At 72.8% G+C, this 21,111-nt stretch carries 22 protein-coding genes, 2 tRNA genes and 1 riboswitch; of the genes, 12 read left to right on the top strand and 12 right to left on the bottom strand.

From position 1 onward, the window contains the following. Nucleotides 1-21 precede the first annotated feature (21 nt). Nucleotides 22-549, bottom strand: coding sequence for a peptide-methionine (S)-S-oxide reductase MsrA (gene msrA / locus AAEP86_RS09110; protein WP_420370222.1), 528 nt, complete (start codon nucleotides 547-549; stop codon nucleotides 22-24). 176 nt (nucleotides 550-725) lie between these two features. Here msrA and AAEP86_RS09105 point away from each other — a divergent pair, with 176 nt between their 5' ends. Both AAEP86_RS09105 and AAEP86_RS09100 read left to right on the top strand, forming a co-directional pair. Further along, on the top strand, nucleotides 726-992 hold the full coding sequence (locus AAEP86_RS09105; RefSeq protein ID WP_420370221.1) for a hypothetical protein: 267 nt from the start codon (nucleotides 726-728) through the stop codon (nucleotides 990-992). 121 nt (nucleotides 993-1,113) lie between these two features. Continuing rightward, nucleotides 1,114-2,427, top strand: a complete 1,314-nt coding sequence (locus tag AAEP86_RS09100) for a hypothetical protein (protein WP_420370220.1) — start codon at nucleotides 1,114-1,116, stop codon at nucleotides 2,425-2,427. 104 nt (nucleotides 2,428-2,531) lie between these two features. Here AAEP86_RS09100 and AAEP86_RS09095 read toward each other — a convergent pair. Together AAEP86_RS09095 and AAEP86_RS09090 are read right to left on the bottom strand one after the other, a co-directional pair. Beyond that, a tRNA-Arg gene (locus AAEP86_RS09095) sits at nucleotides 2,532-2,604 on the bottom strand. A 14-nt stretch (nucleotides 2,605-2,618) separates the two neighbouring features. Continuing rightward, nucleotides 2,619-3,179 carry an AAA family ATPase gene (locus tag AAEP86_RS09090; protein ID WP_420370219.1) on the bottom strand — a complete coding sequence of 187 codons (561 nt, stop codon included), beginning with the start codon at nucleotides 3,177-3,179 and terminating at the stop codon, nucleotides 2,619-2,621. Nucleotides 3,180-3,336: 157 nt separating this feature from the next. Between AAEP86_RS09090 and AAEP86_RS09085 the strand changes: the two genes are divergently transcribed. Genes AAEP86_RS09085 through AAEP86_RS09075 form a run of 3 tightly spaced genes read left to right on the top strand, consistent with a single transcriptional unit; the run spans nucleotide 3,337 to nucleotide 6,499 of the window. After that, nucleotides 3,337-4,137, top strand: a complete 801-nt coding sequence (locus AAEP86_RS09085) for a cytidylyltransferase domain-containing protein (protein ID WP_420370218.1) — start codon at nucleotides 3,337-3,339, stop codon at nucleotides 4,135-4,137. Further along, on the top strand, nucleotides 4,134-5,006 hold the full coding sequence (locus tag AAEP86_RS09080) for an N-acetylneuraminate synthase family protein (protein ID WP_420370217.1): 873 nt from the start codon (nucleotides 4,134-4,136) through the stop codon (nucleotides 5,004-5,006). The genes AAEP86_RS09085 and AAEP86_RS09080 overlap by 4 nt, the downstream gene beginning before the upstream one ends. Continuing rightward, a complete protein-coding gene (locus tag AAEP86_RS09075; protein WP_420370216.1) occupies nucleotides 5,003-6,499 on the top strand; it encodes a DUF6716 putative glycosyltransferase in 1,497 nt (498 codons plus the stop codon). The genes AAEP86_RS09080 and AAEP86_RS09075 overlap by 4 nt, the downstream gene beginning before the upstream one ends. Here the strand turns inward: AAEP86_RS09075 and AAEP86_RS09070 are convergent. Beyond that, on the bottom strand, nucleotides 6,443-6,703 hold the full coding sequence (locus AAEP86_RS09070) for a thioredoxin family protein (protein ID WP_420370215.1): 261 nt from the start codon (nucleotides 6,701-6,703) through the stop codon (nucleotides 6,443-6,445). The genes AAEP86_RS09075 and AAEP86_RS09070 overlap by 57 nt on opposite strands. Nucleotides 6,704-6,732: 29 nt before the next feature. Continuing rightward, complete coding sequence (locus tag AAEP86_RS09065; protein WP_420370214.1) at nucleotides 6,733-7,023, bottom strand: hypothetical protein; 291 nt, start codon at nucleotides 7,021-7,023, stop codon at nucleotides 6,733-6,735. Nucleotides 7,024-7,084: 61 nt separating this feature from the next. Between AAEP86_RS09065 and AAEP86_RS09060 the strand changes: the two genes are divergently transcribed. The 6 genes from AAEP86_RS09060 (at nucleotide 7,085) to AAEP86_RS09035 (ending at nucleotide 12,170) form a co-directional block, all read left to right on the top strand. Beyond that, nucleotides 7,085-7,636, top strand: coding sequence for a MarR family winged helix-turn-helix transcriptional regulator (locus AAEP86_RS09060; protein ID WP_420370213.1), 552 nt, complete (start codon nucleotides 7,085-7,087; stop codon nucleotides 7,634-7,636). Then, entirely contained in the window at nucleotides 7,633-8,874 is a 1,242-nt protein-coding gene (locus AAEP86_RS09055) for an MFS transporter (protein ID WP_420370212.1), read from the top strand. Before AAEP86_RS09060 ends, AAEP86_RS09055 begins: the two co-directional genes overlap by 4 nt. A gap of 637 nt (nucleotides 8,875-9,511) precedes the next feature. Next, nucleotides 9,512-10,153 carry an oligoribonuclease gene (gene orn / locus AAEP86_RS09050; protein ID WP_420370211.1) on the top strand — a complete coding sequence of 214 codons (642 nt, stop codon included), beginning with the start codon at nucleotides 9,512-9,514 and terminating at the stop codon, nucleotides 10,151-10,153. A gap of 72 nt (nucleotides 10,154-10,225) precedes the next feature. Further along, nucleotides 10,226-10,301, top strand: a tRNA-His gene (locus AAEP86_RS09045). 125 nt (nucleotides 10,302-10,426) lie between these two features. Then, nucleotides 10,427-10,771, top strand: coding sequence for a metallopeptidase family protein (locus tag AAEP86_RS09040; RefSeq protein ID WP_420370466.1), 345 nt, complete (start codon nucleotides 10,427-10,429; stop codon nucleotides 10,769-10,771). A gap of 142 nt (nucleotides 10,772-10,913) precedes the next feature. Further along, nucleotides 10,914-12,170, top strand: coding sequence for an acyltransferase family protein (locus tag AAEP86_RS09035; RefSeq protein WP_420370210.1), 1,257 nt, complete (start codon nucleotides 10,914-10,916; stop codon nucleotides 12,168-12,170). A 69-nt stretch (nucleotides 12,171-12,239) separates the two neighbouring features. Here AAEP86_RS09035 and AAEP86_RS09030 read toward each other — a convergent pair whose 3' ends face one another. Beyond that, nucleotides 12,240-13,538 carry an acyl-CoA dehydrogenase family protein gene (locus AAEP86_RS09030; protein WP_420370209.1) on the bottom strand — a complete coding sequence of 433 codons (1,299 nt, stop codon included), beginning with the start codon at nucleotides 13,536-13,538 and terminating at the stop codon, nucleotides 12,240-12,242. Further along, nucleotides 13,535-14,989 carry an LLM class flavin-dependent oxidoreductase gene (locus tag AAEP86_RS09025; protein WP_420370208.1) on the bottom strand — a complete coding sequence of 485 codons (1,455 nt, stop codon included), beginning with the start codon at nucleotides 14,987-14,989 and terminating at the stop codon, nucleotides 13,535-13,537. The genes AAEP86_RS09030 and AAEP86_RS09025 overlap by 4 nt, the downstream gene beginning before the upstream one ends. 101 nt (nucleotides 14,990-15,090) lie before the next feature. Between AAEP86_RS09025 and AAEP86_RS09020 the strand changes: the two genes are divergently transcribed. Next, the gene (locus AAEP86_RS09020; protein ID WP_420370207.1) at nucleotides 15,091-16,479 is read left to right on the top strand and encodes an MFS transporter; all 1,389 of its coding nucleotides are present in this window, start codon (nucleotides 15,091-15,093) and stop codon (nucleotides 16,477-16,479) included. Here AAEP86_RS09020 and AAEP86_RS09015 read toward each other — a convergent pair. From AAEP86_RS09015 to AAEP86_RS08995, 5 genes are all read right to left on the bottom strand, one after another. After that, nucleotides 16,427-17,161 (bottom strand): ATP-binding protein, encoded by a 735-nt coding sequence (locus AAEP86_RS09015; protein WP_420370206.1) that lies wholly within the window; start codon nucleotides 17,159-17,161, stop codon nucleotides 16,427-16,429. The genes AAEP86_RS09020 and AAEP86_RS09015 overlap by 53 nt on opposite strands. Beyond that, nucleotides 17,154-18,017 (bottom strand): energy-coupling factor transporter transmembrane component T family protein, encoded by an 864-nt coding sequence (locus AAEP86_RS09010; RefSeq protein WP_420370205.1) that lies wholly within the window; start codon nucleotides 18,015-18,017, stop codon nucleotides 17,154-17,156. Before AAEP86_RS09010 ends, AAEP86_RS09015 begins: the two co-directional genes overlap by 8 nt. Then, on the bottom strand, nucleotides 17,978-19,870 hold the full coding sequence (locus tag AAEP86_RS09005; RefSeq protein WP_420370204.1) for an ABC transporter ATP-binding protein: 1,893 nt from the start codon (nucleotides 19,868-19,870) through the stop codon (nucleotides 17,978-17,980). The genes AAEP86_RS09010 and AAEP86_RS09005 overlap by 40 nt, the downstream gene beginning before the upstream one ends. Continuing rightward, complete coding sequence (locus AAEP86_RS09000) at nucleotides 19,867-20,508, bottom strand: ECF transporter S component (RefSeq protein WP_420370203.1); 642 nt, start codon at nucleotides 20,506-20,508, stop codon at nucleotides 19,867-19,869. The genes AAEP86_RS09005 and AAEP86_RS09000 overlap by 4 nt, the downstream gene beginning before the upstream one ends. Beyond that, nucleotides 20,505-20,616: riboswitch (TPP riboswitch) on the bottom strand. (Overlaps the previous gene by 4 nt.) 98 nt (nucleotides 20,617-20,714) lie before the next feature. Continuing rightward, on the bottom strand, nucleotides 20,715-21,038 hold the full coding sequence (locus tag AAEP86_RS08995; protein ID WP_420370202.1) for a hypothetical protein: 324 nt from the start codon (nucleotides 21,036-21,038) through the stop codon (nucleotides 20,715-20,717). Nucleotides 21,039-21,111: the final 73 nt, after the last annotated feature.

Genomic DNA, 21,111 nt, shown 5'->3' with positions numbered 1-21,111 from the left:
CGTGGCCCCGACGTGCTGGTCTCAGGACGCCAGGATGTACTGACTGTAGGCCTTGCGGACCTTGTTCACCTTGGGCAGCGCCACTGCGAGGCAGTACCCCTGCCCGGGGTTCTTCGCGAAGAAGTCCTGGTGGTACTCCTCTGCCCGGTAGAAGGTGTCGAGCGGCTCGATCGTCGTCACGACGCCCCCGTCCCAGATGTCCGACGCCCGCGCGATCGCGCGCTCGAACTGCGCCCGCTGCTCGTCGTCGGCAGGGAACATCGCCGAGCGGTACTGGGTGCCGACGTCGGCGCCCTGGCGGTTCAGCTGCCGCGGGTCGTGCAGCGTGAAGAAGACGTCGAGCACGACGTCCGCCGGGATGACCGACTCGTCGAACGTGACCGCGACCGCTTCGGCGTGACCGGTCGTGCCCGTGCACACCAGTTCGTACGAGGGGTGCTCCACCCCACCGCCGACGTAGCCGGACACCACGTCCTGCACGCCCTGGAGCGTGCGGTACACGGCGTCGAGACACCAGAAACATCCACCTGCGAGCACGAACGTGGTCATGGCTGCAACCTACCGCCCCGCGCTCGGCACGGGCCGGGAGCGTCGGGCGCCGGACTCGTCCGTCCTCCACACCTGGAGGGTGCGGCGCAGTCGTCCACACGGGCGGTCCGCGGTCTCGGACGTGTCGGTGGTCGCCCGTAGCGTCGGACCCACACCGACCAGCAGGAGGCACCACGATGCAGACGACGACCGAACCCGCACTGCGGATCCGCACCGTCCCCGTCGCCCGTTCACGCGGCGACCTCCGCATCCTCGACGTCCGTGACGACCTCAGCCGTGTCACGCGCGCCAACGGCGAGATCGTCGGGTACGTGGACCGGGTCGACGTCGCCGGCGGCACCGCCTACCGCGCCCGGCGCTACGTGTCGACCGAGCGTCGCTTCGTCGAGCTCCCGAACGTCTGGTCCTCCGACGACGCCGTCGACTGCCTCCGCTGGGGTTGACGTGCGAGCGACGCCGCCGGCCGCTCGGCCGCGGTCCCCGCTCCGGGATCACGGCGACCAGGTCGACGGAACGCCGTCCGGCCTCCCCGACGCCTGATCGTTCCGTGAGTATGGTGCGCGCATGGACTGGTGGAACGACCTGACCGACTGGATCTCCTCGGACGACGGCTGGCGCGTGATCTCCGGCGCGATCATCCCCTTCGTCGCGATCGTCGTGGCGGGTGTCATCGCCGCCCTGATCGGGCGGGGTGCGACCAAGCGCGTCGTCGCGATGCAGGAGCGCGAGTCCCGCAACGCCGCCGTCGCCGGCATCGTGACCGCGGCCCGCAAGGCCGCCGCCTGGGGCTCGCTCGGACACGACGAGCGCGCCTACGCCGACCACCTGGCCGAGGACGCCGACATCCGGCTCCGCATGCTCCCGGTCGCCGGAGCGCCGCTCGTCGCGAACTGGACGCAGCACGAGATCGCGGACATCAAGAAGAACTCGTCGACGTTCAGCTTCCAGGCGGAGCAGTCGCTCGCCGAGTTCCGGGAGCGCCTGCTCGAGTGGCAGGCCCGTCCGAGCAAGGCCCGGAAGCTCTTCAAGAGCGACCTCGAGCGGTGGAAGTTCGACTCCCCCGACCCCGACGCCGAACTGATCTCGCGCCAGCAGGACTGGAACGCCGACCAGACCGACGGCGCACGGTCCGCCGACAGCGCCACCGAGTCGACGCCCGCCCCCTCGGCCGAACGCCCCACGCCGACCACGACGTCGCTGCGTCCGGCGCTCCGCTCAGGAGGCACGCCCGCCCCCGCCTCGTCGGCTCCGACCGGCGCCCCCGCGGCTTCCGCCGGCAGCAGCGCCTCGACGCCGACCTCCGGTGCACAGGCGGTCTCCGCCGCGGCCGCACCGGCTCGGTCGAACGGCGCGGGCTTCTCGGTCACCCGCGGGGGCTCGGCGCCCGCCGACCCGAACGCGACCACTCCGATCTCGGACCGGGACGACAACGCGACGACCCCCATCGCCGACGGCAACGCGACGCGCTCGTACGGCGACGGCGCCACCCGCTCGTACGGCGACACCTCCGGCTCCGCGGTGCGCCCGACGCTCGGGTCGCCGGTGTCCCCGTCACGCTCGGCGGCGCCCACCTCCGCCGCATCGCGGGACGACGCGCCGACGAACGAGACCCCGCGCGCCGCCTCCCCGAAGGACTCCGACGACGCCGGCCCGGCCGACGACGCCCGCATCGCAGCACCGACCTCCGCGGACGCCCACGTCAACCGCTCCCGCGACGACGGTCCGGACGCGGCGAGGACGTCCGGCACCACGTCCGTGCCGACTCGCCTGACGGCGGCCCCGGCCGAGCCGTCCGATGCCGACGAGACCTCCGAGTCGACCTACACGCAGCCGATCAGCGCGAGCGAGCTGCGTCGCCGGGCTGCCGACGACGACTGACGGGCCGGGTCGGCGCTCGTCCGCACACGCGGCGATCGACCGACCAGCTCCCCGAGCAACGACGAAGGCCGCCGTCCACCAGGACGGCGGCCTTCGTGGTGCGGTGCCCCCGGCAGGAATCGAACCCGCGGCACGGTGGGTAGAAACCACCTGCTCTATCCACTGAGCTACGGAGGCTGGCGGCCTCGATTCTATCCGTGGGCCCGAGCGAGGTGCTGCACGAAGCGGTCGATCTCGCGCTGCGACCGGAGGCGGACGATCCGGAGGTGCGGCGCCTCCCGGACGAGCGCGGGCATGCGCCGCCGCGTGCTGTTCCGGGTGCTGATCCCCCAGCGGACGATGTGCTCCGGGTCGGTGAAGAACGTCCAGAGCGACGGCTCGACGTTCCCGTTCCACATCTCGATCCGGCGCAGCCGACGTCGGACGGTGCGCCTGACGAGACGCCACAGCGCGACCGTGTTCCGCAGGTCGATCCACACGAGTGTGTCGGCGCGCTCGGCGAGGAGCGGCCGGACGGACGTGTACTGCCACTCCGTGACCCACGCCGGCTCGCTCGTGAACGCGTCGACGTCCGCGACGAAGGACTCCCGCGGCTGCCAGTCCGGACCGTGGTAGAGCGCGTCGATCTCGGTGTGCGGGATGCCGAGGACGGCGCCGATCCGGGCGGCGGTCGTGGTCTTGCCGACGCCGCTCGTCCCCGCGACGAGCACGCGGCGGGGGCGCGGGTCGAGGACGTCGTCGACTCCGGACATCCCTCGACCCTACCGCCGGGTCCGGCGTCGCTCGGCTCGACCCGGGTCGGGCGCCGCTCGACTCGACCCGGCTCCCCGCCCTGGGTTCCGGAACGGTTCCGCGGCCGTCTGCCCCGTGTTCGCCTGCGGGCCACCGCCCCTTCGTAGCGTCCCGGACATGCGCTCCTCCGGTTCCGTCGTCGCGATCGTGCCCGCCCGCGCCGGGTCGAAGGGCATCCCGGGCAAGAACCTCCGCGCCGTCGCCGGCCGGTCGCTGGTCCGCCGAGCCGTCGAGGCCGCGGTCGGCGCGGTGACGATCGACGCCGTCGTCGTCTCGACCGACGGCGACGCCATCGCAGCCGAGGCCGTCGCCGCCGGTGCCCGTGTCGTGCACCGCCCGGAGGACCTCGCCGGGGACGGAGCGTCCTCGGAGTCGGCGCTGCTGCACGTGCTCGACCAGCTCGCCGCCGAGGGCGCGGAGCCGGAGGTCGTCGTGTTCCTGCAGGCCACCTCGCCGTTCATCGACCCGACCGACCTCGACACCGCGGTGGCACGGGTGCGGTCGGGCGCCGCCGACTCGGTGTTCGCCGCCGCACCGTCGCACGCCTTCCTCTGGCGGATCGACCCCGACGGGAGCGCCCGCGCGGTGAACCACGACGCCGCCGTCCGGCCCCGTCGGCAGGACCGCGAGCCCGAGTTCCGCGAGACCGGTGCGTTCACCGTCTTCCGGACAACCGGGTTCCGGCAGCACCGGCACCGGTTCCACGGCCGGGTGGAGCTCGTGGTCGTGGACGGCCGTGGGGCGGTCGACATCGACGACCCGTCGGACCTCGCCCTCGCCACGGCGCTCGCCCCGCAGCTCGACCAGCTCGCTGCACGAGACCTGCACGACCAGCACGACCAGCACGACCAGCGCGACCAGCACGACCAGCGCGCGGCAACCGTGCCGCCCGTCCCCGCACCGAACGGAGCACCATGACCGTCCACATCGGCACGTCCACCATCGGCGCCGGCCACCCCGCGTACCTGATCGGCGAGATCGGCCTCAACCACAACGGCGACGTCGACATCGCGAAGCGCCTCATCGACGTCGCGGCGGACGCCGGGCTGCAGGCCGTGAAGTTCCAGAAGCGCACGCCGGCCATCTCGACGCCGGAGCACATGAAGGCGATGGCGCGGAGCACGCCGTGGGGCGAGATGACGTACCTGGAGTACCGGTACCGCGTCGAGTTCGACCGCGACCAGTACATCGAGATCGGCGACCACGCGACCCTGCGCGGGCTGGACTGGTTCGCCTCGCCGTGGGACGAGCCGTCGGTCGACTTCCTCGAGGACCTCGGCGTCGTCGCGTACAAGATCGCGTCGGCGTCCGTGACCGACCTCGGACTACTCGCCGCCGTCGCGGCGACCGGCAAGCCCGTCATCCTGTCGACCGGCATGTCCACCCTCGAGCAGATCGACCGGGCGGTCGAGGCCCTCGGCACCGGACGCCTCGTCCTCATGCACGCCACGTCGACGTACCCGCTGCCGCCGGAGGAGGCGAACCTCCGCATGATCGACACGCTCGCGAACCGGTACGCCGGGGTGCCGGTCGGGTACTCCGGACACGAGCCCGGCCTGCAGATCTCGATCGCGGCCGTCGCCCTCGGTGCCACGGCCCTGGAGCGTCACATCACGCTCGACCGGACCATGTGGGGGTCGGACCACGCCGCGTCCCTGGAGCCGCACGGTCTGCAGACGCTGACGCGCGACGTCCGGATCATCGAGACCGCGCTCGGCGATGGCGTGAAGCGCATCTTCCCCGGCGAGCGCGCACCGCTCGCGAAGCTCCGCCGCGTCGACGCGTGACCCGGCGGGCTGCGGACGCAGCGGGCGACGCCCTGGAGGGTCGCGTCGACGGGCGCGAGCCGACGGTCGGACGGGAGGCGCGCCTCCCGTCCGACACGGCACCACGCGTCCGACGCGTGGTCGGCCTGGTCGACACCGACTCGTTCGCGAAGTGGGGCGCACACCTGCTCGCCGGCGCACCCGCGCACTGGGACCTCGAACTGCTCACCGTCGCCACACCCCGTTCGGCGAGCCGGTCGCAGCTCCGGTCGGCGTTCCGCGGCCTGGACGATCGGCTGGCCCACCTGGCGACGGTGCCGCCCGAGCCGCTCGGGGTGGACGACGTGGTCGAGCGGATCCGGCGGGACCCGCCCGACGCGGTCCTCGTCTCCCTGATCGGGCCGGTGGCCGAACTCGTCGTCGAGGAGATCCACCGACGCGTCCTGCGGCGCCCGGTGCTCGTGACCGGGCTGCCGGGCATCTCGTTCCCGGCGAAGTGGAAGGGCGTGTTCTTCCGCGCCCGAGCGGACCTCTTCGTGCTGCACAGTCACCGCGAGGTCCGGGCGTACGAGGAACTCGCCCGCACCGGCGGTGTCGAACCGCACTTCGCACTCGCGACGCTGCCGTTCGCACAGCCCCGTCCGACGGCCGCCCCGAGCCCCGGAGCATTCCGTCGGGACTCCGTCGTCTTCGCGGCACAACCCAGCGTCCCTGCCGAGCGCGCGGACCGCGAACGGGTGGTCGAGTGGCTGGTGGAGACCGCGCGACGGCACCCGGAGTGGCGCGTCGTCATCAAGGTGCGGGCCGGCGCCGGTGAGCACCAGACCCACCGCGAGCAGGACCCCTACCCAGACCTCGTCCCGACGGACGCCCCGGTCAACCTGGTCGTCGAGAGCGGCCCGATGTCGGACCACCTCGACCGAGCCGTGGCGCTCGTGACGATCAGTTCGACGGCCGTCCTCGAGGCGGTGGCCCGCGGCGTGCCGGCGCTCACGCTGACGGACTTCGGGACGGGTCGGCAGCTGATCAACGAGGTGTTCGTCGGCAGCGGCCTCGAGGGCGACTCGGTCGACCTGGTCGACGGGCGGTTCGGGACGGTGCGACCGGAGTGGATGCTCGACAACCACTTCCACCCGGACGCGGAGAACGACTGGACCCGGCGGGCCGAGGTGCTCATGGCCCGGCGCGACGCGGACGAGCTCGTCGACCGTCCTCCGGCGCGGCGGAGTCGGGGCGGCGCGCTGCGGCGCGCGTGGGAACGGAAGAACGCCCTCGGGAGCGCCGACCGGAGCGTCCTGGGAACCGTCGCGCTCCTCGTCGGGGCTCCGGTGCGGACGACGAAGCGCGCTGCCCGGTGGGTGTTGCGGGCCGTGCGACCCGTCGAGGTGCCGCCGTTGCTGGCTCCGACGAACCAGCGGTCGGCCGACGGCGTCCTGCGTCCGGCGTCGGGACGCGGGTCAGACGGCCTTGGCGATCGCGAGCAGGAGCTGGTCGCGGGTCGGGACACCCGGTGAGCGGAAGACCTCGGCACCGTCGTCCCGCCGCACGATGATCGTGGGGGTCGACCGGATGCCGAGGCCTTCTGCCTGGTCGGGATGGTTCGCCACGTCGCGTTCGGTCAGCCGCAACCCGGGGACGAGCGCCGACGCCTCGGCCGTGACCCGGCGGGCGGCGGCACAGGGGGCGCAGAACGCGGACGTCCAGAGGTCGAGCTGCATGTAACCGTGCAACGCGGCGGCGCGGGGTTCTACTCCCGGTCGAACTCGCCGCTGCGGTCGCCGCGGTCCTGCAGGTCGTCGACGGGGTCGGACTCGCCGGGCACGTACTCGAACTCGGCCGAGATCTGGTCGAGTACCTGGCGGGACTTGGTCTTGCGGTAGGTCAGCGCGGTCTGCAGGCCCTCGACGTCCGCGAACACCGTGACCTCGTCGTCCAGCGCGTCGCTCGTCGCGGTGCGGGTGTCGGTCGTGCCGTCGAAGGGACCGCCGTGGAAGATCGCGGTGTACTCGTCGCCCTCGTGGATGGTGATGTCGCTCATGCATCCCTTCTACCAGGCGGGACCTGTTGACCGATTCATAGCCCGGCTATATAGTTCATGCATGAAACCGAGTCGCGACCAGACGATCGAGACCCTCCTCGTCTCGGTGAACCGCCTCATCCGCACCGCCGCACAGGCCACGGGGAGCACCACGTCCGCCGCGGTGTGGCGGACGCTCGGCATCCTCGAGACCGACCAGCCACTGCGACTCGGGGAACTCGCGGCCGCGTCACGGGTCGCGCAACCCACGATGACCCGCCTCGTCGCCGGCATGCTCGCCGACGGCCTCGTGTCACGGACCGTCGACCCGGACGACTCCCGCGGGCAGCTGATCGAGATCACCGCCGCCGGTCACGACCGCCTCGTGGAGTGGCGCACGACCCTCACCCACACCGTGGGGCCGATGTTCGCCGACCTCGACGACGACGACTGGGACGTGCTGCACCACGCGGCCACCCTGATCGCGCAGCGCACCACGACGTCGGGCGGCCGCCCGCCCGTCCCCGCGCCGACGTCCGGCCTCGCGCCGTCGTCCGTCCCAGCACCATCGTCCGGCCTCGCACCGTCGGCCGGCCCCACACCATCGTCCGTCAGAACGGAGACCTCCGCGTGAACGCCCACGCACCCGCCGGCCAGTCCGGCTCCATCCTCAAGCAGTCGTCCGCCGTCTGGGCGATCGCCTTCGCCTGCGTCGTCGCTTTCATGGGCATCGGCCTCGTCGACCCGATCCTCCCCGCGATCGCCGCCTCGCTCAAGGCGACCCCGGCGCAGACCGAACTGCTCTTCACGAGCTACCTGGCCGTCACCGGCGTCGCGATGTTCTTCACCAGCTGGGTCTCGAGCCGCATCGGCGCGAAGAACACCCTGCTCATCGGCCTCGCCCTCATCGTGCTGTTCTCGGTGCTCGCGGCGACGTCCAACAGCGTGTGGAGCATCATCGACTTCCGCGCCGGCTGGGGTCTCGGCAACGCGCTCTTCATCTCCACCGCACTCGCGACGATCGTCGGAGCGGCATCGGGTGGCACGGCGTCCGCAATCATCCTGTACGAGGCGGCACTCGGTCTCGGCATCGCCGTCGGCCCGCTCGTCGGCGGTCTGCTCGGCTCGGTGAGCTGGCGCGGCCCGTTCTTCGGCGTCACGACGCTCATGGCGATCGCCTTCATCGCGATCGTCGCGCTGCTCAAGACCTCGGGGCTCGAGAAGCCCACCCCGACGAAGCTCTCCGCGCCCTTCCGCGCCCTCGGCCGTCCGGCGCTCGCCGCCCTCGCCGCGACCGCCCTCTTCTACAACATCGGCTTCTTCGTCCTGCTCGCCTACACGCCGTTCCCGCTCGGCTTCGGCGCGCTCGGCATCGGCTTCACCTTCTTCGGCTGGGGTGTCGGCCTCGCGATCACCTCGGTGTGGGTGGCACCCATGCTCACCGCGCGTCTCCGCCGGACCACGGTGCTGAAGATCGCGCTGCCCCTGCTCGCGCTCGACCTGTTCGCCGCGGCCGTCGTCGTCGGCAGCCCGGCCGGCCTCATCGTCTGCGTCGTCATCGGCGGCCTCGTGCTCGGTGTCCTCAACACCGTGCTGACCGAGTGCGTGATGGAGGCCACCGACCTCCCCCGCTCCGTCGCCTCGAGCGCGTACTCGGCCGTCCGCTTCATCGGCGGCGCGATCGCCCCGCCGGTCGCCACACTGCTCGCCGACGCCTTCGCGCCGTCCGCCGCCTACGTCTTCGCCGGGGTGTCCGTCGCCGTCGCGTTCCTCGTCGTGGTGCTCACCACGCGGGTGCTGCGGCGGGTCGACGACGGTGCCGAGCCGGAGCCCGTCGAGGCCGAGGCGATCGGCGCGGGCGAGATGTCGTAGGGCGGTCCCGCGGGCGGCGCTCGCAGGGTTCGCGGGTGGCGCTCGCGGGACCGCGGCCGGCGCTCGCGGGGTTCGCGGGGTTCGCGCCCGGAAGTCTTCCGGCGAGCGGGCGAACATGCGAGCGGACTCCTCCGGGTGAGCGGGCGGATGGGCTGGGTACCTCAGCGAGGTCACCCGGTCGGTTCGCCCGCTCACGCGCGTACGGCACCGGAGACGGACGACGCCGATAGCGAGCGGGCGGATGGGCTGGGTACCTCAGCGAGGTCACCCGGCCGGTTCGCCCGCTCACGTGCATCTCGCCGCGGGAACGGACGACGCCGACGGCGAGCGGGCGGGAACGGGTGGTTCCGGAGCCGGACGACACGGGCGTTGCGCCCACTCGGCCGACGGACGGACCTCGAGCGCTCCGGGGCTCGGCGAGCGGGCGGAAGTGCGGGATAGGCGAGCGATCTCCCCCGGCAATCCGCCCGCTCGCCGTGAGCGGGCCAGCCCGGCAGCCCGGCGGTGGCGAGCGGGCGGAAACGCGTGGTCCGCACGGCTGCCACCCCGCCCATACGCCCGCTCGGCTCGTGCGGGCTCGAGCGTGCCCGCACCAGCGGCGCCGGGGCCGACGACGAGGCGGAATAGGATCGACCCCATGGCAACTGCGAACGACCGCCTCGTCTGGATCGACTGCGAGATGACGGGCCTCGACGTCGAGGTCGACGAACTCGTCGAGGTGGCCGTCGTCGTCACCGACTTCGACCTCGTCCCCGTGCACCCCGGCTTCGACATCGTCATCAAGCCGGACCAGTCGGCGCTCGACAACATGAACGAGTTCGTGACGAACATGCACACGACCTCGGGCCTCATCGACGAGATCCCCGAGGGCGTCTCCCTGGCGGACGCCGAGTACCAGGTGTTGGAGTACATCCTTCAGCACGTGCCGGCCGAGGGCGCCGCGCCCCTGGCGGGCAACACGATCGGCACGGACCGCGCGTTCCTGGCGAAGTACATGCCTCGCGTCGACGGGCACCTGCACTACCGGAGCGTCGACGTGTCGAGCATCAAGGAACTCTGCCGCCGCTGGTTCCCGCGCGTGTACTTCAACGCTCCCGCGAAGCACGGCGGACACCGTGCCCTCGCGGACATCCTCGAGTCGATCCGTGAGCTGGAGTACTACCGCCGCGCCGGCTTCGTCGCCGAGCCCGGGCCGAGCACGGACGACGTCCGCGCCGTGCAGGCCGAGGTCGTCGAGAAGTGGGCACCCCTCCTGGCGCAGCCCGCGGTCGAGGACTGACACGGGTGGTCCGAACCGGGTCAGGCATGTACTACTATTGAGTGGTCGCGCCGGTCGTCCGGCTCGTACGTGGTGGATATAGCTCAGTTGGTAGAGCGCCTGGTTGTGGTCTAGGAGGTCGCGGGTTCGAGACCCGTTATTCACCCCAGTGCTGACGAAGATCAGTGGCTGACGAAGATCAGCAGTTGATAGAGATCAGCAGCGAAGGCCCCGGTCCGACGGACCGGGGCCTTCGTCGTTCCGCCAGGTTGGTCTGCCACGATGCTCGGCGTGATGGAGATGTCCCTCGACGACTTCGAGCAGCTCGTGACCGACGAGCTCGACCTGCTGCCCGACGAGATGGTCGACGGGCTCGACAACGTGGTCTTCGTCGTCGAGGACGCGCCGGAGGACGGCTCGGACCTGTTCGGCGTGTACGACGGTGTCGCGGCGACCGAGCGCGGCCAGTACGGGTTCGGCGAGTTGCCCGACCGCATCGTGGTGTTCCGGAAGCAGCACCTGGCCGAGTGCGACACGCTCGAGGACCTCAAGGACGAGGTGCACACCACGCTCGTCCACGAGATCGGGCACTTCTACGGCATCGACGACGAGCGCTTGCACGAGCTCGGCTGGGCGTAGCGAGCAGCAGCAGATCCCGCAGCGTCGCTCGGAGCACCCTCGGGCAACGGCGACCCGGAGTCGGAGTCGGAGTCGGAATCACGACTCAAGACATGCGAAATGTTTAGCGCCGGGACCGAGCGCGCGAGACGCTCGCGGAGTCATGTCTTCGAGAACTCCCCCGCGCTCGCTCGCGTCCGCCTTCGACCCTCGTCGGAACGCGCTGAACGCCATGCGTCTCGCCCTCGCGGCCGCGGTGGTCCTCGCGCACGCCTGGCCGCTCGCCGGTTGGCCGGCAGCTCCTTCCGCGGGCGGCCTCTCCATCGGAGACTGGGCGGTCGGGGCGTTCTTCGCCATCTCTGGGTTCCTCATCACCCGAAGCCGTCTGCGCACCCCGCTGTCGGCGTTCGTCGTGCGCCGGTTCGTGCGCATCTACCCGGCCTACCTGGTGGTCACGGTCGTGATCGCCTTCGTCTTCGCTCCGTTCGCCGTGCTCGCGCTCGGCGAGCCGTCATGGGATGTCCGCGCCAGCGCATCGTTCGTCCTCCGGAACCTCTTCCTCAAGGTCCTGCAGGTCGACATCCCGGGCACGCTCGACCACGTCGCCTTCCCCGGCGCATGGAACGGCTCGGCCTGGACCCTCGCGTACGAGTTCGGGTGCTACCTCATGATCGGGCTCCTCGTCACGCTCCTGCCACGAAGGCTCCTCGTCGGCGGCGTGGTCGCGGGGTTGATCGTTGCCAGCGGCAGCGCCCTCGCGCTCGACGCCCAGCTCGTCTCCCTCCCGACGTCGGTGAGCGTCGCGTTCCGACCGACAGCGTTCTTCTTCGGCGGCGCGCTCGTGTTCCTCCTCGCCGATCGCCTCCCCGCCCGTGCGTGGCTCGCCTGCACCATGCTGATGCTGATCGTCCTCGGGTCGGTGACCGGGCTGACGGTGCTCGTGGCGCCGGTGCCACTCGCTTACCTCTGCATCCTCGTCGGTGCATGGTTCCCTGGTGACCCGCTCACCACGCGGCACGACGTGTCGTACGGCGTCTACCTGTACGGGTTCCCGGTGGGACAACTCCTTGCTCACGTCCTCGTTGCTCCAGCAGCCCAGCCGTGGGCAGTGGCCGGGATCACGCTCCTCGCGACGATCCCCTTCGCCGTTGCGAGCTGGTTGCTGGTCGAGCGACCCACGATGCGGCTCACCGCTCCGCGGACCGGACGCAGCGGTCGGCATCGCCGGATCGACGACCATGACGACGTGACAACGCCGACCGTCCGGGACAGACAGGTCACGTCTTCCGAGCGGAGCGGGGATGTCCCAGGATCCGCGCGGCACGCAGTACCCGGCAGCTCGGCAGCATCGCCAGCGGCCGAGGCAGCACGAGCGCCGATCGGACGCTGGGCGGCGCGGGCTGGTCCCGATCGACCATGACCAGAGGCCGGACACTGAGACAGGACGCCCGACACCGGTCGCCCAACGCCAGCGCGCCCGACCGCCGGCTCAGAACCGCGTCGGCCCCACCTCGTGGTACTTCTCCCACGCGTCCACCGGCCCCCGTCCGTGCAGCACGTAGTCCCCCACGAGCCGCTCCTTGTACACGGCGGGGTTGTGCGACGCCACGACCCGCGCGTTCCGCCAGTGCCGGTCCAGCGCACGGGTCCGATCGGCCGCCGACGCTCCCCCGACCTCGAACAGCTCCGACGCCGCCCGGAGGACACGCGGACCGATCTCGACCTGCGCCTGGTACACGGCGTTCTCGGCCTCGTCGAGCAGCCCGTGGTCGACACCGACACCCGGCTCGTTCGTGGCCACGACCTCGTCGAGCAGTCCCGCCGCGGCGACGACGAGCGAGCGCGCGGTGAAGGCGCCCGCGGACAGCCGTCCGAGGACCGCGAGCACCTGCGGGTCCTCCCCGGGTGTGGCGGCGTTGGCGTGGATGTACGTCCGGGTCCGCGGTCGGACGAACGCGACGGCGTCGTCCACGACCGCCTGCCCGATGCCCGCCAGCACCGCCAGCAGGTACAGCTGGTAGAAGGCCTGGATGTGCGACAGCGGGGCGTCCTTGTACGCCGAGACCACGGAGGGATCCACCGACACCCCGTCGAACACGGTGGTCCCCGATGCCGTGAGTCGCTGCCCGAAGCCGTCCCAGTCGTCGATCGAGGTCACGCCGGGGGCATCGGTCGGCACCGCGAACGTCACCCGCTCGCCGGACCGGTCGGCCGCCAGGTAGATCCAGTCCGAGTACAGCGTGCCCGTCGAGTAGAACTTCCGCCCGTCGAGCCGGAGCCCGTCCGGATCGCCCGGACCGCCCGAGCCCCTCGGCGTCACCGTCGTCGAGATGTCCGCGAGGGTCGTGCCGGTCCGCTCCGAGGTCGCGTTCCCCACGATCGCCCCGCCGACGATGCGGTCGAGCCACTCGTCCCTCCCCGCCGACGACGGCCGGAGCAGCACGAGTTCCGTGTAGCCGAAGTGCCCGCGCCAGAGGTGGGCGATGTTCGAGTCCGCAGCCGCCAGGTCCGCCACCAGGTGCGCGAGTTCGACGAGGGTCACGCCGAACCCGCCGCGGTCCTCGGGCACACGCAGCCGTCCGAAGCCGGCGTCCGCCAGCGCGCGCACCTCGTCGTGCGGCAGCGGACGGTCGCCGGGCGTCCCCGACGCCAGCTCACGGTCGACGGCGCCGTCACGGATGCGGTCGAGGACCGGTCGGAAGCGGTCGCGCAGCTCCGCCAGACGGCCCGCCCCGTGTCCGGCCGGGAGGCGCACCCCGCCCCCGGTGGTCGTCGTCGCCTCCGTCACGCGGTCACCTCCACGGCGGTGCTTGCGCCGGCCGCGTCGTCACCGGTGGACACGTCAGCTCCGCCGGGCCCGGCCGCTCCTCCGGTGAACGCTCCGCGCCACCGCCGCGCGGGGTGGGAGTCCGGCAGCTGCGCGTGGCCGAAGAGCTTCTCGCGCAGCGTGCCCTCGCGGTACTCGGACTGCATCAGCCCGCGCTCCTGCAGGGTCGGCGCGATGTGGTCGACGAACTCCTCGTACGAACCGGGCAGCGTCCAGTTGATGACGTTCACCCCGTCCACGCCGACCCGCTGCCAGTCGGCGAGCTCGTCGGCGATCTGCTCCGGCGTCCCGACGACGCGGGCGCGGAGCTTCGCGGACAGCCGGGCGAGGTCGGCGATGGTGGGCTCGCGGTCGCCGGCCGCTTCCCGCAGCCACTGCAGGTGTGACTGGCCGGCGTGCGTCCTGACCTCGGACAGCGGCGTGGCGGGGTCGAGCGGCTCGCCGGTGTCCGGGTCGAACCCGAGGTTCGAGTGCACGAGGAAGCCGTCGGCCGCGAGGTACTCGTCGATCTCCGCCTCCTTCGCCTTCGCCTCGGCCTCCGTGGAGCCCGTGACGAACGTGAGGCCGAGGAAGAACGCGATGTCGTCCCGTCGGCGACCGGCAGCGGCGGCGAGATCACGGGTCTCGCGGATGAGCTGCTCGGTGGCGTCGCGGTTCGACGTCAGGATGAACTGCGCCTCGGCGTTCCGCGCGGCGAAGGCCCGGCCCGCGGGCGACGAACCGGCCTGGAACAACACCGGCGTCCGTTGGGGCGACGGTGCGGACAGGTGCGGCCCCTGCACGTCGTACCGCTTGCCGTGGTGGTCGATCCGGTGCACCTTCGCGGGATCCGCGTAGCCGAGCACCGGGTCCTTCAGGACGGCGCCGTCCTCCCACGAGCCCTCCCACAGCTTCGCGCAGACCTCGAGGTACTCCTCCGCCCACACGTAGCGCTCGTCGTGCTCCTCGAGCCGGTCCTGGCCGAAGTTCCGCGCCGCGCTGTCGAGCGCGCTCGTGACCACGTTCCAGCCGATGCGGCCACGGGTGATGTGGTCGAGCGTCGACACCTTCCGGGCGAAGTCGAACGGGTGCGACTGGATGACGCTCGAGGTGAAGGCGAGCCCGAGGTGCTCCGTCGACACGGCGAGCGCCGAGAGCAGCACGGACGGGTCGTTCGACGGGATCTGCAGTCCCTCGCGGAGGTTCGTCGAGTAGTCGCCGCGTGCCGGGCCGTAGGTGCCGACGACGTCGGCGAAGAACATCGCGTCGAACTTCCCGCGCTCGAGCGTCTTCGCCAGGTCGGTCCACAGCGTGACGTCGTCGAAGTCCGCCTGCCGGGCGTCGGGGTGCCGCCAGAGGCCGTGCTGGATGTGCGACGTCGTGTTCATGACGAAGGCCGCGAAGCGCAGCGGACGGGTCGGTCGATCGCTCATGCACCCATGTTCCCCGCGGGGCGGTCCCCGGCGGCAGGGACGTGACCCTGCGTTACGCCGGGTGTTCCCCGGGGCGCCGGACGCGACCATGCTCCTGACTCATGCCGACCCCGATCACCGAAGCCGCGCCTCCTGGCCGTCCTGTCGCACCGTCCACCACCGCGACCCGTCGTCGCGTCGCCCTGGCGTCCTTCGTCGGGACGACCGTCGAGTACTACGACTTCTACCTGTACGCGACTGCCTCGGCACTCGTCTTCGCGCCGACCTTCTTCCCGTCGGTGACGCCCGCCGTCGGCGTCATCGCGTCGTTCGCGACGTACGGGGTCGGCTTCGTCGCGCGCCCCCTGGGCGGCATCGTGGCGGGGCACCTCGGCGACCGGATCGGTCGGAAGAAGCTGCTCGTGGCGTCGCTCGTGCTGATGGGGATCGCGTCGACGTTGATCGGCGTGGTGCCCTCCGCGGCGACCATCGGGGTCGGCGCCGTCGTCGCCCTGGTGTTCCTCCGGCTGCTGCAGGGCGTGGCCGCCGGGGCGGAGTGGGGCGGGTCGGCACTGCTGTCGGTCGAGCACGCTCCGGCGCGGCACCGGGGCATGTTCGGGGCGTTCACGCAGATGGGCTCGGCGGGCGGGATGCTGCTCGCGACCGGCGTCTTCACGCTCGTGCGGACGCTGCTCGGCAACGAGGTCTTCCTCGCGTGGGGCTGGCGACTGCCGTTCCTCTTCTCCGCCGTGATCGTCGCCGTCGGCCTGATCATCCGCCTCGGCGTGCAGGACGCGCCGGTGTTCCAGGAGCTGCGCGACTCCGGCCAGGTCGAGCGGTTCCCGGTGTGGCAGGCGATCCGTCGGCACCCGCGGTCGATCCTCGTCACGGCCGGGCTGCGGCTCGTGCAGCCCGCGCTGTACTCGATCCTCACGACGTACTCGCTCACGTACCTGCTGGCGAAGCGCGGCGAGGAGGGATCGGCGGCCGGGCTGCAGGCGGTGCTCGTCATCTCGGCGGTCTCCCTCGTCTCCACGCCGTTCTGGGGCTGGCTGTCCGACCGCGTCGGACGGCGGGTGCTGACGATCTGGTCGGCGGTGGGGATCGCGGTGCTGATCTGGCCGTTCTTCGCGTTCCTGGACGCGGGGCCGCTCGTGCTGCTGCCGCTCGTGGCGCTCGTCGGGATGTCCGTCTTCCACGACAGCATCTACGGGCCGCAGGCCGCCTGGTTCGCGGAGCAGTTCCCGACCGGCAGGCGCTACTCGGGGATGTCGCTCGGGTACCAGATCGGGTCGATCTTCTCCGTCGGGCTCACGCCGCTGCTCGCGGCCGTGTTCGTGGAGCTCGGCGGGGGCTCGCCGTGGATCCTGTGCGTGTACATCGGCGGGTACGCGGTGCTGAGCATCGTCGCGGCGGCGTTCGCGGTGGACCCGGTCGCAGCTGCCCGACGTGCCGACGCTACGTCCGCAGCACCACGTCTGCCCGGTGCGCCGGCTGCTCGGCCGCGATGAACGACGCCTCCTGCGCGGCCCAGCGGTCCCACTCGCGGGCGAACACCTCGCCGTCGCGGCCGATCGCCCGGTCCCGCCGCACCACGTCGTCGGCCTCGAGCCAGACCCGGAGCGACGCCAGCGGTGCCGACCCCCGGGACAGCGCGCCGCACCCCTCGACGACGATCGGGGCGTCGGCGTCGAGCGGGACCCAGTCGGTCGGAGCGGACGCCGACCAGTCCCAGCGGCGGTACCCGCTCGGTGGTCCGAGGACGTCGCGCACCACGGCGTCCGCGGCGGCCTGCAGCCCGTCCCACCCCGGGTAGACGTCGTCGAGGTGCACGACCTGGGCGCCCAGGTGGTCGGCGACGGCGGCGCCGAGGGTGGTCTTGCCCGTGCCGGACCGGCCGTCGACGAGGACGACGACGCGCCGGTCGCCGCGGGCCGTGGCCGCGCCGGCTGCGGCTGCGGCGAGGGCAGCGGCGGTCTCCGCCACGGGCGCTGGGGCGGTCGCGGACGGCTCGAGGTGCTCGCCGTCCGAGGCGGCGGCCGACGCGGTGGCCGGCCGGTGCTCGTCGCCGGCCGCCCCGGCGACCGACGCGGCTGCCGACCGGCGCCCGTCGCCGGCCGGCAGGGTGCCCGCCCGCCGGTGGTCGCCGACGGGCGCGGCCTCCACCGCCCCGGGTGTCCGCCGCTCAGGCACGCCACGTCCCGGCGACCACCGCGACCGCGATCGACACGACCCCGATCCCCACGAGCACCGCGACCATCCCCCACTCCGGCCCCGCGAACCGTGCCGTCCGCGCCCAGGTCCGCCGTCCGGGAGCGCCGAAGCCCCGCGACTCCATCGCCACCGCCAGCGTCGTCGCCCGCCGGAGCGCCAGCACGAGCAGCGCGAACGCCATCGAGGCGCCCCGACGCAGCCGACCGGTGTCCGCCACCCCGCGCGCCCGTCGTGCCATCCCGAGCTGCCGCCAGTCGTCACCGAGCAGCGTCACCATCCGGAGTGCCGCGAGTGCCCCTAGCACGAACCGCGCCGGCAGCCGCAGCAGTTGAGCGAGCCCGTCCGCCAGGTCGGTCGGGTCCACCCGGACGAACAGCGCCACCGCGGGGAGCCCCACGGCCAGCACACGCAGGGCCGTCGCGAGCGCGAGGGTCAGCGAGCCGTCGGTGACGTGCGCGAAGCCGAGGTCGAACCACTCCCGACCGGAGGGCCGCCCGTAGAGCGCGATGCTCAACGCCGTCAGCGGCACGGCCACCAGGACGGGCGACGTCCGGAGCAGCAGCGTGCGGGCCGGCACCCGGAGCAGCGGCAGCAGCAGCAGTTCGAGTCCGAGGGCGACGGCCGCCGAGACGACGTCGAGGCTCAGTACGAGGCAGACGCCGAGCGCCATCACCCCGAGGAGCGAGGCGACCGGCTGCACGCCCCGCCGCGACGGCGCGGGACCGGACGTCAGCTGTGCGGTCCGGCCGGGAGGCGCGGTCCGGCCGGGCACGTCGGCCGGCGTCCCCGGGGCGGTCACCGCGGCACCCCGCTGGTCGCCCCCGGTGGGTCGCACGCGGTCGCCCCTCCCGTCGCGGTGCCGTCGGCGTCGTCCCCAGCGGGTCCGCTCGTGACGGCCTCGGCGCGCGGGACGGTGACGGCTCCCGTGCCGGCGGCGGGCGCGTGCGGGGCGGTGGCGGAACCCGGCGCGGCGGGCTCGGCACGCGGGACGACCGTGGCGCCGTCCGGTCCGAGGACGACCTCGTCGGCGTCGAGCGCGCGGACGAGGTCCTGGTCGTGCGTGATCGCGACGAGGGCGGTCCCGGCGTCGGCGAGCGCGCCGAGCCGGTCGACCACCGCCTGCCAGGTCGACCGGTCCTGGCCGGAGGTCGGTTCGTCGAGCACGACGACGGGCGGCCGTGCGGCGATCACGGTCCCGATCGCCAACCGCCGCTGTTCGCCACCCGACAGGGTGAAGGGGTTGGCGTCCGCGAGGTCGTCGAGACCGAACGCGACGAGGAGCTCGTCGACGCGGGCGTCGACGTCGGGGAGGCCGAGGGCCCGTGGTCCGACGGCGAGCTCCTCGCGGACGGAGCGCGCGACGAACTGGTGCTCGGGGTCCTGGAACACGGTGCCGATGCGGGCGGCGAGCTGGCGGCTGGACCACGAGACGGGGGCGTCGCCGATGCCGTGCGCGAGGGCCGGGGTGGCGCGCAGGGACCCGTCTGCGGGTCGCAGGAGTCCGGCGAGCGTGAGGCCGAGCGTCGACTTCCCGACGCCGTTCGGCCCCGTGACGGCGAGCACCCGACCGGCGCGGACGTCGAGGTCGATCCCGTTGCCGACACGCTGGCGCTTGCCCCGTGCGGTGCCGAGGCCGCGCGCTTCGAGCAGCACGTCGGCGCCGTCGTCCGTCCCGGCGTCCGTGGCCCCTGCGTCGAGCGGGCGGAAGTCCCCCGTGCCCGCCGCGGGCGACCCCGCACTTCCGCCCGCTCGCGCAGACGCGGCAGCGCCCGAGGCCTCGACGCCCGCGGCCGCCCGGCCGAGCGGGCGGAAGTCCCCCGTGCCCGCCGCGGGCGACCCCGCACTTCCGCCCGCTCGCGCAGACGCGGAAGCGCCGAGACCCCGGGCGGACCCTCGCGCCGGCTCCGACCCCGGCACCCACACGCCGGCAGCCGTCAGCGCAGCGCCGTGCACGGCCAGGACCTCGTCCGGGGCGCCGTCCGCCACGACGCCCCCGGCGGGCTCGAGCAGCACGAGTCGGTCCACCAGGTCCAGCCACGTCCCGATGCGGTGCTCCACGACGAGCAGCGAACACCCGGTCTCGTCGAGCAGCGCCCGCACGGCGTCGTGCACCTGTACCACGCCGGCCGGGTCGAGGTTCGCGCAGGGTTCGTCGAGGACGAGCGCTCCCGGCCGCATGGCCAGCACGCCCGCGAGGGCCAACCGCTGGCGCTGCCCGCCTGACAGCATCGTGGTCGACCGGTCGAGCGCCAGGTCGAGTCCGACGACGTCGAGCGCCGACCGCACCCGCTCCCAAATCTCTGCGGCGGGCACCCCGGCGTTCTCGCACCCGAAGGCCACGTCGTCGCCGACCCGCGACATCACGGTGTGGGCTTCGGGGTCCTGCATGACGAGGCCGACACGCCCGCGGACCGCGCGGGGGTCGGCGCCGTCGACCAGGACCGAGCCCTGCACGGACGCGGCGGTGTCGTCGGTGTCGTCCGGCTCGTCGGGCAGCACCGCGGCGACGGCCCGCAGGAGCGTGGACTTCCCCGCTCCCGAGGGTCCGACGATCGCGACGCGCTCGCCCGGTGCGACGGTCAGGTCGACGCCGCGGACCGCCCACGCCGCACGTGCGGCGTACCGCCAGCCCCAGTCACGGAAGGCGATGCTCGCCGGACCCGCAACGGTCGGGGCCACCGTGCTCACGCGCGGGCGCGGGCCCCGCGCCTGGTGTGCTCACGGCCGGCGGCGAACGACGACAGGACGCCGGTCGCGGCGAGCGCCCGGACGAGCAGCCAGGACCCGACGCCCGCGATCACGGCGCCGCCGATGATCCCCGCGATGACGTAGGCGACCTTGAAGGACAGGTCGTACCCCGGGTACCAGAGGACCGTGTCGTTCAGGCCCATCGCGAGTCCGGCCGCGGCACCCGCGAGCGCGACGACCGGCAGGCGGTAGACCCGGTACAGGAACAGCGCGAGGACGAGTTCGGCGCCGAGGCCCTGGACGAGTCCGGCCTCGAGGGTGAGCCAGCCCCACTGCGTCCCGAGCAACGCCTCGACGGAGGCGGCCACCATCTCGGCGTAGAGGGCGGCTCCGGGCTTCCGGACGACGATCGCGACGAGGGGCCCGGCGAGGAGCCAGACCCCGCCGAAGACCGCCTGCGTGCCGGGGAGCACGAGGGTCATCAGGGCGCTGAGCGGCTCGTAGCCGAACTCCCACACCTTGAAGAGGACGCCGACCGCGACCGCGAGGACGCTGGCGACGACGATGTCGACGACCCGCCAACGGAGCGATCGCGTGACGGTGGTGGACGGTGCAACAGGTGACGTGCGTACGGACATGGTCCTGGGACTCCTCCCTGCGCCGGCATGATCCGGATCAGGTTCGACGGTCGGAGCGCCACTCGCTCCCTCTCAGCCCGGCGGTCCCGGACTCCCGTGTGTGTCCTGTCAGTGTAGACGGGTCGCGACCGCGTGGCGGGTCGCGACCGCACGACGGCCTGGAGGCGCGGGGCGGGGCCGCCGCGCGCCTCCAGGCCGTGAGTGGGTCACTTCTTGAGGACGCGGACCAGCTTGCGCAGGACCCTGCCGGTCACCCAGATGACCGGGATGCTGACGGCGAGGAGCGAGATGAGGTTCGGCTCGAACTCGAGGTCCTTGCCGGGGCGGCGCACGTAGGCGCCGACCGGGATGGACGCGCCACCGCCGCCACCGCCCCCGTTGTCGTCGCCGTCCCCGCCGCCGCCGAAGCCGAACCAGGCGATGGAGACCGGGATGAGGGTCTGGTCGCCGACCTCGACCGGCTCCCCGTAGTTGGTGGACACGCCGACGGGGCGGACCTTGTCTGCGATCTGCGTGACGATGTTGGTCATGCGCGCGAGGCTACTCGCCCGCTCCTCCACAGGCGGCGACGGACGGCGACCGCCCACAGGGCTGGGGCTTGTC

The organism is Curtobacterium sp. L1-20 (genome assembly GCF_048755855.1).
GTDB lineage: Bacteria > Actinomycetota > Actinomycetes > Actinomycetales > Microbacteriaceae > Curtobacterium.
Note: the sequence above shows the minus strand (reverse complement) of the source record. Positions and strands in the feature narration are given on the sequence as shown.